Annotated in this window: 9 protein-coding genes; 6 read left to right on the forward strand and 3 right to left on the reverse strand. The window is 74.0% G+C overall.

From position 1 onward, the window contains the following. Positions 1–11 precede the first annotated feature (11 nt). Entirely contained in the window at positions 12–1490 is a 1479-nt protein-coding gene (locus tag G8D98_RS07090) for a gamma-aminobutyraldehyde dehydrogenase (RefSeq protein WP_166100990.1), read from the forward strand. A 27-nt stretch (positions 1491–1517) separates the two neighbouring features. After that, the gene (locus G8D98_RS07095; protein WP_166100993.1) at positions 1518–2894 is read left to right on the forward strand and encodes an aspartate aminotransferase family protein; all 1377 of its coding nucleotides are present in this window, start codon (positions 1518–1520) and stop codon (positions 2892–2894) included. Between the two features lie 12 nt (positions 2895–2906). Here the strand turns inward: G8D98_RS07095 and G8D98_RS07100 are convergent, their stop codons facing one another. Further along, positions 2907–3443: a hypothetical protein gene (locus G8D98_RS07100; protein WP_166100996.1), complete on the reverse strand. Its 537-nt coding sequence runs from the start codon at positions 3441–3443 to the stop codon at positions 2907–2909. Positions 3444–3610: 167 nt separating this feature from the next. Between G8D98_RS07100 and G8D98_RS07105 the strand changes: the two genes are divergently transcribed. The 3 genes from G8D98_RS07105 (at position 3611) to G8D98_RS07115 (ending at position 9165) form a co-directional block, all read left to right on the forward strand. After that, entirely contained in the window at positions 3611–4315 is a 705-nt protein-coding gene (locus G8D98_RS07105; protein ID WP_166100998.1) for a response regulator transcription factor, read from the forward strand. After that, entirely contained in the window at positions 4312–5667 is a 1356-nt protein-coding gene (locus G8D98_RS07110; RefSeq protein ID WP_166101001.1) for a sensor histidine kinase, read from the forward strand. The genes G8D98_RS07105 and G8D98_RS07110 overlap by 4 nt, the downstream gene beginning before the upstream one ends. A gap of 171 nt (positions 5668–5838) precedes the next feature. After that, positions 5839–9165 carry a DEAD/DEAH box helicase gene (locus G8D98_RS07115; RefSeq protein WP_166101003.1) on the forward strand — a complete coding sequence of 1109 codons (3327 nt, stop codon included), beginning with the start codon at positions 5839–5841 and terminating at the stop codon, positions 9163–9165. A 216-nt stretch (positions 9166–9381) separates the two neighbouring features. On the opposite strand, the gene G8D98_RS07120 is transcribed toward G8D98_RS07115, so the two are convergent. Further along, positions 9382–9633, reverse strand: a complete 252-nt coding sequence (locus tag G8D98_RS07120) for a hypothetical protein (RefSeq protein WP_166101005.1) — start codon at positions 9631–9633, stop codon at positions 9382–9384. A gap of 299 nt (positions 9634–9932) precedes the next feature. Here G8D98_RS07120 and G8D98_RS07125 point away from each other — a divergent pair, with 299 nt between their 5' ends. Next, positions 9933–10403 carry a MarR family winged helix-turn-helix transcriptional regulator gene (locus G8D98_RS07125; RefSeq protein WP_166101008.1) on the forward strand — a complete coding sequence of 157 codons (471 nt, stop codon included), beginning with the start codon at positions 9933–9935 and terminating at the stop codon, positions 10401–10403. Between the two features lie 70 nt (positions 10404–10473). Here the strand turns inward: G8D98_RS07125 and fumC are convergent, their stop codons facing one another. Continuing rightward, positions 10474–11958 carry a class II fumarate hydratase gene (fumC, locus tag G8D98_RS07130; RefSeq protein ID WP_166101010.1) on the reverse strand — a complete coding sequence of 495 codons (1485 nt, stop codon included), beginning with the start codon at positions 11956–11958 and terminating at the stop codon, positions 10474–10476. Between the last annotated feature and the right edge of the window lie 8 nt (positions 11959–11966).

The following is an 11966-nucleotide window of genomic DNA, read 5'->3' on the forward strand; positions in this document are numbered from 1 at the left end:
TGCTCGCAGCCATGCACCAGTACATCGGCGGTGAGCGCCGCGCCGCCTCCACCGGGGAGAGCCTCGAGGTCCTCGACCCGAGCACCGACGAGACCCTCGAGACGGTGACGCTCGCCGGGCCCGACGACGTCGACGCGGCGGTGGCCGCAGCCCGCGACGCCTTCGAGGAGTGGTCGCGGGCCACCCCGCTCGAGCGCTCGACGGTGCTCGCGAGGGCCGCCGCCCTCCTCGATGAGCGGGCCGAGGACCTCGCCCGGCTGGAGTCGCGCCAGGCCGGCAAGCCCATCCGCCTCGCCCGGGAGTTCGACGTACCGGGCACGGTCGACAACACCGCGTTCTTCGCCGGCGCCGCCCGCCGGCTGGACGGCCTGGCCAGCGGCGAGTACTCCGGCGAGCACACCTCCTCGATCCGCCGCGAGCCCGTCGGGGTCGTCGGGTCGATCGCCCCGTGGAACTACCCGCTGCAGATGGCGGCCTGGAAGGTGCTGCCGGCGGTCGCCGCGGGCAACACCATCGTGCTCAAGCCGGCCGAGATCACGCCCCTGAGCGCGCTGCCGTTCGCCGAGGCGTTCACCGAGGCCGGCGCGCCCCCCGGCGTCGTCAACGTCGTCACCGGCTCCGGCCCGGTCGCCGGCGAGCACCTCGTCGCCCACCGCGACGTCGCGATGACCTCGTTCACCGGCTCGACCGCCGTGGGCCGTCGCGTCATGGCCACCGCCGCGGCGACCGGCAAGCGGGTCCATCTCGAGCTCGGCGGCAAGGCTCCCTTCGTCGTGTTCGACGACGCCGACCTCGAGGCCGCCGTCCATGGAGCCGTCGCCGCGACCCTGATCAACGCCGGCCAGGACTGCACCGCCGCGGCCCGCGCCATCGTCCACCGCTCGGTGCTCGAGGAGTTCGTCCGCGGCGTCGCCGACCTCTACGCCCAGGTGCGGATCGGCCCCACCGCGGACGAGGCGACCGACCTCGGCCCGCTGTCCTCGCGCGCGCACCAGGCCAAGGTCGCCGGGATGGTCGAGCGCGCCCGCGGCTACGCGACCGTGGTCTGCGGAGGCGCCGCCCCCACCGGCGAGCTGGCCCGGGGCAGCTACTACGCGCCGACCCTCGTCACCGACGTCCCGCTGGGCTCGGAGCTGTGGACCGACGAGGTGTTCGGCCCGGTGCTCGCCGTCGTCCCCTTCGACGAGGACGACGAGGCGATCCGGCTGGCCAACGACACCGAGTTCGGGCTGGCCGCCTCGGCCTGGACCCGCGACACCTACCGCGCCGGGCGGGCCGGCCGGGAGATCGCCGCCGGCTGCGTGTGGGTCAACGACCACATCCCGATCATCAGCGAGATGCCGCACGGCGGGTACAAGTCCTCCGGGTTCGGCAAGGACATGTCGGCCTACTCCTTCGAGGACTACACCGCCGTCAAGCACGTCATGCACGACATCACCGGCGAGGCCCACAAGGCCTGGCACCGCACGATCTTCACCCTGCCGGGCTGACCCCGGCCGACCTCGAAAGGGCCCCCGATGACCGAGCTCGCCCCGCCCATGGTGCACCCCGACCCCGAGGCCGGGGCGCGCGTCGCCGCCGACGACCGCGCGCACGTCTTCCACTCCTGGTCCGCGCAGGCCAAGATCGCGCCGATGCCCATCGCGGCCGCCTCCGGCTCCTACTTCTGGGACTTCGAGGGCAAGCGCTACCTCGACTTCGCCAGCCAGCTGGTCAACGTCAACATCGGCTACCAGCACCCCAAGCTCGTCGCGGCCATCCAGGAGGCCGCGGCCCGCCAGTGCACCATCGCCCCGAGCTTCGCCGACGAGTCCCGCTCCGAGGCCGCCCGGATGATCGCCGAGCGGGCGCCGGAGGGCCTGGAGAAGGTCTTCTTCACCAACGGCGGCGCCGAGGCCACCGAGAACGCGATGCGGATGGCCCGGCTGCACACCGGCCGGCACAAGATCCTCACGACCTACCGCAGCTACCACGGGGCGACCGCCGGCTCCATCCTCGCGACGGGCGAGCCGCGCCGGTGGGCCTCCGAGCCCGGCGCCCCGGGGTTCGTCCACTTCTGGGGCCCCTACCCGTTCCGCTCGGCGTTCCACTCGACCTCGGTCGAGGAGGAGTGCGAGCGCGCCCTGCAGCACCTGCGCGACACGGTCATGGTCGAGGGGCCGCAGACCATCGCGGCCGTCATGCTCGAGACGGTCGTCGGGACCAACGGCATCCTCGTGCCGCCGGACGGCTACCTCGCCGGCGTCCGAGAGATCTGCGACGAGCACGGCATCCTCTACATCGCCGACGAGGTGATGGCCGGCTTCGGTCGGTGCGGGGAGTGGTTCGCCGTCGACCGCTGGGGCGTCACGCCCGACCTGGTGTGCTTCGCCAAGGGGGTCAACTCCGGGTACGTACCCCTCGGCGGGGTCATCCTCTCCGAGGCCGTCGCCGCGACCTTCGCCGAGCGGCCCTACCCGGGAGGGCTCACCTACTCCGGGCATCCGCTGGCGTGCGCCTCGGCGGTCGCCTCGATGCGGATCTTCGAGGAGGAGGGCATCCTCGAGCACGTCCGCACGATGGCCGACACCGTCATCGGCCCCCGGCTGGCGCAGCTGGCCGCCGACCACCCCTCGGTCGGCGAGGCCCGCGGCCTCGGGATGTTCTGGGCGCTCGACCTCGTCAAGGACACGACGACCCACGAGGCGCTCGTGCCGTACAACGCGAGCGGCGACGCCGCCGCGCCGATGGCCGAGCTCATGGCCGCGTGCAAGGCCGAGGGGCTGTGGCCGATGACCCACTTCAACCGGCTGCACGTCGTGCCGCCGTGCACGACGAGCGCCGAGGAGCTCACCGAGGGCCTGGACATCCTCGACCGGGCGCTGGCCGTGGCCGACCGGTACGTGACCGGCTGACGCCGGCGACCCTCAGGTGGACGAGGGCGCGAACCGACCCATGCCCTCGGGCAGCTGGACACCGCACTCCTGCGCGGCCGCGCGTACCTGGTCGCGCAGGGCCTCGCGCTCGTCGGCGTCGAGCGGACCCATCGGGCGGGTGATCTCGGCGTCCTCGAGGCACTGACGCTGCTCGTCGGTCAGGGCGCTCCACGCGGCACGGGCCGTGGCGAAGGGCAGCTCGACCCCGCAGGCGTCGGCGGCGTCGGTGACCTGGTCGAGCAGGGCCTCGCGCTCGTCGGCGTCGAGCGGACCCATCGGACGGGTGATCTCGGCGTCCTCGAGGCACTGGCGCTGCTCGTCGCTCAGGTCGCCCCACCACCCGTGACCGCCGTGGTGCGCGGCGCCGAACCCCCGCATCCCGTGGCCGGTGGTGGTGTCCGCGGTGAGCGCGTCGACCGCCGCGACGGCGGCCGGTGCGGCGCTCGAGGTCGTGGCGACGGCGACGCCGGCGACTGCGGCGGCCGCGCCGGCGGTGGTGGTGACGAGGACGGTGCGTAGACGAGGCATCGGTGGCTCCTTCGGTGACGGCCTGGGTGGCTGACGAGACCCACGCTGCCGCCCGACCCTCGCGACCACCACGCCCGATCCTGGAGACCGGCTGGAGACCCGGGCCTGCAGGAAGTCTCCAGGTTCCCTCCAGCCAGGTGGCTGCCCCCCGTGGCACCGTGGAGGTCGTGGCGCAGACCCCCGGGACGAGCTCCCCGACCGTCCTCGTCGTCGACGACGAGGAGAACATCAGCTACCTCGTCTCCTCGGCGCTGCGGCTGGCCGGGTTGACGGTGGAGGCCGCGGCGACCGGCGGGGAGGCCCTCGAGCTGGCCGCCCGCGTCCGGCCGCAGGTCGTCGTCCTCGACGTCATGCTGCCCGACCTGGACGGCTTCGAGGTGCTGCGCCGGCTGCGCGCCGGCGGCTGCCTGGCACCGGTGCTCTTCCTCACCGCCCGTGGCGACACGGCCGACCGGGTCCGGGGGCTGACGAGCGGCGGCGACGACTACATCACCAAGCCGTTCGCGCTCGAGGAGCTCGTCGCCCGGGTCCACGTCGCCCTGCGCCGGGCGGGCACGCAGGCCGCGCCGACCGCCCGACACCAGGTGCACGACCTCGTCCTCGACGAGGACCAGCACCGGGTCTGGCGCGGCGAGACCGAGGTGCACCTCACGGCGACCGAGTTCAGCCTGCTGCGCATCCTGCTGACCAACGCCGGCCGGGTCGTCACCCGGGCACAGATCCTCGACCACGTCTGGCAGTACGACTTCGCCGGCGAGACGGCGATCATCGAGTCCTTCGTCTCGACGCTGCGCAAGAAGGTCGACGGCGTCGAGCCCAAGCTCATCCACACCGTCCGGGGCGTCGGCTACACCGTCCGGGAGCCCGGATGACGCTGCGCCGGCGGCTCGTCGTCGCCGTCGCCGTCCTCGCCGTGCTCTCGGTCCTCACCGGGGTCGTGGTGGTGCTCGTCCAGCGGGCCTTCCTCGTGAGCCGCCTGGACGCCGAGCTCGAGGCGCTCGCCGGCAGCCCCCGCGCGATGATGCTCGCCTCGCAGCGCCCGGGGGGCGGCCTGGCGTCGGCCTCACTCGGCGAGGTCTACGTCGGCCGGATGTCGGCGAGCGGCCAGCTGACGACCGTCGTCGCTCCGGACTCCGACCCCGAGCTCGTCCCCGCCGTCGCGGCCGGCGAACAGATCGCCGAACCGCAGGGCCGGCCGACCACCTCCGGTCGGGCACACCGCGTCCGGGTCGTGACGACGACGCTCGGGATGGGGGGCACCCAGGCGGTGATCGCCGTCCCGACGACCTCGGCGGATGCCGCGACCCGGCGCCTGGCGGCCACCTTGAGCGTCGCCGGGCTCGGCGTGGCGGGCTTCGTCGGGCTCCTGCTGTGGTGGGTCGACCGGCTCGGGCTGCGGCCCATCGCCCAGATGACCCGCGCGGCCGACGCGATCACCGCCGGCGACCCGGGGGCGCACGTCCCTCCCGGTCCGCCCGGGACCGAGGCGGCGCGCCTCGGGGAGGCCCTCACCACGATGGTCGCCACGACGCAGGCGACCAACGAGCGGATGCGCCGCTTCGTCGCCGACGCCTCCCACGAGCTGCGGACGCCGCTGACGACGGTCGGGGGCTACGCGGCGCTGCACGCCGGGAGGTCGCCCGGACCACTCGACGAGGAGGGGCGCGCCGAGGTCGACGACGCGATGCGCCGCATCGGCCAGGAGGCGGCCCGGATGCGCCGGCTCGTCGACGGCCTGCTCGACCTCACCGGGCTCGAGTCGCCGGACGCGCTGCGCCGCGAGGCCGTCGACCTCGCCGAGGTCCTCCACGACGTCGTCTCCGACCTGCGGGTCGTCGCGCCGGACCGGACGGTGACCCTCGAGGCACCCGAGAGCCTCCTCGTCACCGCCGACCGCGACCGGGTCACCCAGGCCCTCGTCGGCCTGACCTCGAACGCCGTCCGGCACACCCCTGGGGGGACCCCGGTGGCCCTGCGGGTGCTCGTGCGCCCGGGGTGGGTGCGGGTCGAGGTCAGCGACGCCGGTCCCGGCATCCCGCCCGAGCACCTGCCGCACGTGCTCGAGCGGTTCTACCGGGTCGACCGATCGCGCTCCTCGGGCAGCGGTGGCTCCGGCCTCGGGCTCGCCGTCGTCGACGCCGTGGCCCGGGCGCACGGCGGGCGGGTCACCGTGGACTCTCCCCCGGGGGCGGGGACGACCGTCGGCCTCGAGCTGCCGCGCTGACCGGCGCGCCGTGGCGCGCCCGCCGACGGTGGTCTCGACGGCGGTGCCGGCACCGGCAGCGGCGACCCTGTGGACGAGGCTCGGTGGATGTCACCCCGGCGACGTACGGTGGGGTGTTCACGGTCCGTCCGGGCAGGGGGCGGACCGTCCGCGCACGGGAGGAGGGCGCCTGTGGCCAGGCTCGTCACCGCCGGCCGGCTGGCCGAGCTGACCAACCGCGAGCTCGGCGACCTCTGCGGCACGGTCACCGTCGCCCGCGGGCTGGCCTACGCGCGCGAGGGGCGGGTCGTCGACGTCGACGTCTCCAGCGACGGTGCCCACGCCACCGGCTGGGTCGGCGGCAGCCAGGGCCAGACCTACCTGACCCAGGTCGCGCTGCGCCCGCACGAGGCGCCCGAGACCCGGCCGGTACGCCGCTGGCACAGCGAGTGCTCCTGCCCGGTCGCGAGCGACTGCAAGCACGCGGTCGCGGTCGCCGCGCGGGTGCGCGAGATCGACCCGGCACCGGTCGACCCGGGCGAACCTCCCCGACCGACCTGGGAGCGGGCCCTCGGCGGCGTCCTCCTCGAGGACACCCCGCGCGACGTGACCCCCGTCGGGCTGCTCCTCGAGCCCGCGACGACGGCCCGGGGGCGGGCCCGGGTCACCGAGGACACCGGCCGCGGCCAGCTGCGCCTGCGGCCCGTCGTCCCCGGGGTCCGCGGCCAGTGGATCCGTACCGGGGTGTCGTGGGAGAGCTTCGCCGGCGGGTACTACGGCTACGGGCGCGTGCTCTACGCCGACGAGCACGTCGACGCCCTGACGGCCATCGCCGACGCCCACCGCCGCTCGGTCCGCACCTACGGCTACGGCCGGATGCCCGACGCCATCGTCCTGGACCACCTCGGCCCCGGCTGGGTCGCGCTCCTGCGGGCCGCCGACCGGGCCGGCATCCGGCTGCTCACCGACCTCTCCGGCGACGGCGCCGTCGCGTTCGCCCCCGAGCCGGCCGAGCTCGTCGTCGACATCGAGCGCACCGAGGACGGCGCCGCCCTCCACCCGCGCCTCGACCTGCCGGTCGAGCCCGGCACCGACACCCACCTCGTCGGCTCACCCGCCACCGGCTTCTGGCTGCGTGACGGCGCCACCCTCGTCCTCGGCGCCCTCGCCGAGCCCCTCGACGCGACCCGGCAGCGGCTGCTCGACCTCGGGGTCGTCGAGGTGCCGGAGGCGGACTGGACACGGTTCACCGTCACCCACCTGCCCGGGCTGCGGCGCAAGGCGCGGGTCCGCAGCCTCTCCCCCGAGCTCGACCTGCCCGAGGTCGTGCCGCCGCGGCTCGCGCTGCGGGTCACCGTCGAGCCGGGGCACCGTATGCACCTCGCCTGGGGCTACCGGTACGGCGGCGCCGACGGGGTGCACGTCCCGCTGGCCGCCGACGAGCCCGACCCGATGCGCGACCACGGCGCCGAGCGCCGGCTCGTGGAGCAGCTGCGTGGGGTCCCCGAGGTCGCCGCCACGGAGTCGCTGTGGCAGACGGTCGCCCAGCACCCCCGGCTCGTCCCCGAGGTGCGCCTGCACGGCTTCGGCACGGTGGCCTTCGCCCAGCTGCTGCCGGTGCTCGAGGGGCTGGCCTTCCTCGACGTCGAGGTCGAGGGTGAGGTCGCCGAGTACAGCGAGGTGGAGGAGGCCCCGCTCATCACCGTCTCCACGAGCGAGGGCGGCGGGTCCGACGGTGGGGACACGGCGGGTGGCTCGGGGGCCTCGACGGACTGGTTCGACCTCGACATCTCGGTCACCGTCGCCGGCGAGGACGTGCCGCTCGCGCCGCTCATCGAGGCGATCGCCCGCCAGCACGAGCACCTCATCCTCGAGTCCGGCACGTGGTTCTCCCTCGAGCGGCCCGAGCTGGAGACGCTGCGCCGGCTCGTCGAGGAGGCCCGGGCGCTCCAGGACCGCCCCTCGGACCCGCTGCGGATCTCCGCCGTCCACGTCGGGCTGTGGGAGGAGCTCGCGGCCCTCGGGGTGGTCGAGGAGCAGAGCGAGCGGTGGCAGCGCACGGTCGGGCGGCTCGTCGACGGCGGCGACCTCGAGCCGGCGCACGTGCCGTCGGGGCTCGACGCCACCCTGCGGCCCTACCAGGTCGAGGGTTTCCGCTGGCTGTCGCTGCTGTGGGACTGCGGCCTCGGCGGCGTGCTCGCCGACGACATGGGGCTGGGCAAGACGGTGCAGATGCTCGCGATGGTCCTGCGAGCCCACGAGCGCGGCGAGCTGGAGCACCCGGTGCTCGTCGTCGCGCCGACGTCGGTGCTCTCGACGTGGGCCGGCGAGGCCGAGCGGTTCGCGCCGGGGCTGCGCACCGTCGTCGTCGACCGCACCCGCGGCAAGGACCGCCGCAGCCTCGAGGCCGCGGTCGGTGACGCGCAGGTCGTCGTCACCTCCTACACGGTGGCCCGCATCGACGAGGCGGCGTGGCGGTCGCGGCCGTGGTCGGCGGTGGTGCTCGACGAGGCGCAGTTCGTCAAGAACCACCAGGCCAAGACCTACCAGGCGGTGCGGCGGCTCTCCGCGAGAGCGAAGTTCGCCATCACCGGCACCCCACTGGAGAACTCGCTCATGGACCTGTGGTCGCTGCTGTCGATCGTGGCCCCGGGGCTGCACCCGCGGCCCGGCGCCTTCAAGGAGCAGTGGGCCACCCCCATCGAGCGCGACGGCGACGCCGACCGGCTGGCGACGCTGCGCCGGCGGGTGCAGCCGCTGATGCTGCGCCGCACGAAGGAGGCGGTCGCGACCGAGCTGCCGCCGAAGCAGGAGCAGGTGCTGACCGTCGACCTCCACCCGCGTCACCGGGCGGTGTACGACCGGCACCTGCAGCGGGAGCGGCAGCGGCTGCTCGGGCTCATCGACGACCTCGACGGCAACCGGATGGCGGTGCTGCGGGCGCTCACCGCGCTGCGCCAGCTCTCGCTCGACCCGGCGCTCGTCGACGAGGAGTACGCCGGCCTCGCGGAGTCGGCGAAGGTCGACACCCTCGTCGAGCACCTCGGCGAGCTGGCCGGCGAGGGGCACCGGGCACTTGTGTTCTCGCAGTTCACCGGCTTCCTCGCGATCGTCCGCCGGCGGCTCGAGGCCGAGGGCATCGCCTACGAGTACCTCGACGGGCGCACCCGCGACCGGGCCGAGCGGATCGCCGCGTTCCGCGGCGGCGAGGCGCCGGTGTTCCTCATCTCGCTCAAGGCGGGCGGGTTCGGGCTGACCCTGACCGAGGCCGACTACGTGTTCGTCCTCGACCCGTGGTGGAACCCGGCGGCCGAGGCGCAGGCCATCGACCGGGCACACCGCATCGGGCAGACCCAGCCGGTCAACGTCTACCGGCTCGTCTCGCGCAACACGGTCGAGGAGAAGGTCGTCGCGCTGCAGGAGCGCAAGCGCGACCTCTTCGCCAAGGTCGTCGACGAGGGCGCCGCCATGAGCCGTGCCCTCACCGCCGACGACCTGCGCGACCTCCTCTCCCCCTGACCCGTCCCCCGATCGACCAATGGGTCACGACAGGCACACCCCCGCGTGCCCCAAGTGACCAATAGGTCACCACAGGCACACCCCCGTGTGCCCCAAGTGACCAATAGGTCACCGCAGGTACGCCCCCGCGTGCCCCAAGTGACCAATAGGTCACCACAGGTACGGACGGCGGTCACCCGCGTGACCGAGTGGTCTCGGCAGGTGGGGGCGAGTCGCCTACTGGCGCTCCAGCACCTTGCCGACGAGATAGACGAGCGCGCCGAGCGCCGTCGAGATGACGACGACTGCCAGCCCGAGCAGGCTGCGTCCGGATGAGGAGGCACCGTCGGGCTGCGAGAACGCCAGCGCCGCGCCGAGCAGGACGCCCGCGACGGCAGACAACATCCCCACCCAGACCAGGCGTACCGGCCACAGGTCCTCATCCGTGATGCCCGGAACCCGCGATTCGACGGGGCCTTGTTCGGTCATGTCCACACGTTAGAGGAGACGGTGGGAGCCAGCCACCTGCTCAACCGGCCCCGGAGCTCCCCCGAGTCGACGGCATGGGGGCCACTCGACCACCGCGGGCCTGTACCTGACGTGACCTATTGGTCACTTCGGGCACGCCGCCCTGTCACTGACGTGACCTATTGGTCACTTCGGGCACGCCGCCCTGTCACTGACGTGACCTATTGGTCACTTCGGGGACGGACGACAGACGGGGGTCGGCACGGGCGGGCCCGTCGTGTCAGAAGGCTGACACGCGGCACATGTGTCAGACTCCTGACATGAGCCGAGAAGGTATCGACCTCGAGACGTCACTGGGCTACCTGCTCAAGGAGGCCTCGAGCGCCCTGCGCGTGGCCATGGAGGAGGTCCTGCGGCCGCTGGGGATGAGCGTCACGCACTACTCCTGCCTCGAGCTCCTGGCCCAGCGCCCCGGACTGTCCAACTCCCAGCTCGCGCGCGGGGCCTTTGTGACCCGGCAGTCGATGAACGTGCTCCTGCAGGCCCTCGAGCGGGACGGCTACGTGGCGCGGGCCGCCCAGCCCTCGGTCGGCAAGGCGCTGCCGACGAGGCTCACGCCGCGGGGCCGGCGCAGCCTGCTCCGGGCGACCGCCGCCGTGCGCTCCGTGGAGCTGAGGATGGTCGCCGGGCTGAGCGAGGCCGACCAGGCGGCCGCGCTCCGGATCCTGCGCAGCATGGTCCACGCCCTGCGCGAGCCCCCGGGCCCCGCGGACGAGGCCGCACGGGGCTGACCGCCACCCGCGGCGCCCGAGGGCTCGGAGCACGCCACCTGTGACGGGTCCGTGCGCCGAGACTCAGCGGTCAGTCCGGCCGAGTCATCGCCTCGGGGTGCGGACAGTCCGGCCGGGTCATCGCCTCGGGGTGCGGACAGTCCGGCCGGGTCATCGCCTCGGGGTCGACCCACCGGTCGTAGTCGGCCTCACCCACGGCCCCGGAGGCCAGCGCGGCCTCGCGCAGGGTGGACCCGTCGCGGTGGGCCTGCTTGGCGATGGCCGCGGCCGCGTCGTACCCGATGTGCGGGGCGAGCGCCGTGACGAGCATGAGGTCGGCCTCGAGATGTTCGGCGATCCGGGCGCGGTCGGCCTCGAGCCCGAGGACGCAGTGCGCCGTGAACGAGCGGCAGGCGTCCGCGACGAGCCGGACCGACTCGAGCACCGCGTGGGCCATGACCGGGGTGAAGACGTTGAGCTGGAAGTTGCCCTGGGTGCCGGCGAACCCGACGGTGGCGTCGTTGCCGAACACCCGCGTGACGACCATCGTCATCGCCTCGGACTGGGTCGGGTTGACCTTGCCCGGCATGATCGAGGACCCGGGCTCGTTCTCGGGGATGCGCAGCTCGCCGATGCCCGTCCGCGGCCCGGAGGCCAGCCACCGCACGTCGTTGGCCAGCTTCATCAGCCCCCCGGCCAGCGTGCGCAGGGCCGAGGAGACAGCGACCAGCCCGTCGTGCGCGGCGAGCTGGACGAAGAGGTTGTCGGCCTGCCGGAACGCCAGCCCGGTCTCGGCGGCGAGGTGCTCGGCGACCTTGGGCCCGAACTGCGCGGGCGAGTTCAGCCCCGTCCCCACCGCCGTGCCCCCGATGGCCAGGGCCAGCACCCGATCCCCGGCGTGCCGCACGTCCTCCTGGGCCTCGCGCAGCTGGCCCGCCCAGGCGCCGATCTCCTGCCCGAGGGTCACCGGCGTCGCGTCCTGGAGGTGGGTGCGCCCGACCTTGACGACGTCTCCGAGCTCCTCGGCCTTGGCGTCGAGGGCTGCGCACAGCGCGTCGACGGCCGGGTGCAGCCGCTCGGCGAGCTCGAGCGCGACCGAGACGTGCACCGCCGTCGGGAAGGTGTCGTTGCTCGACTGGCTGCGGTTGACGTGGTCGTTCGGGTGGACCGGCTCCTTGCTGCCCAGCTCGCCGCCGAGGATCTCGATGGCCCGGTTCGCGACGACCTCGTTGGCGTTCATGTTGCTCTGGGTGCCGGACCCGGTCTGGAAGACGACGAGCGGGAAGTGGTCGTCGAGCTCACCGCGGGCCACCTCGTCGGCGGCCTGGACCACCGCCGCGGCCACCTCCTGCGGGAGCAGCCCGAGCTCGGCGTTGGCGAGCGCCGCCGACTTCTTGAGCAGCCCGAGGCCACGCACCACGGCCCGCCCCCAGACGAAGGTGTCCCGGCCGATGTCGAAGTGCTCGAGGCTGCGCTGGGTCTGCGCGCCCCAGTACCGGTCGGCGGGCACCTCGACCGTGCCCATGGTGTCCCGTTCGGTGCGGGTACCCCCGCCGTGCTGCTCCTGCGTGCTCATGCCTGACA

It is taken from the genome of Phycicoccus endophyticus (genome assembly GCF_011326735.1).
Taxonomy (GTDB): Bacteria; Actinomycetota; Actinomycetes; order Actinomycetales; family Dermatophilaceae; genus Phycicoccus; species Phycicoccus endophyticus.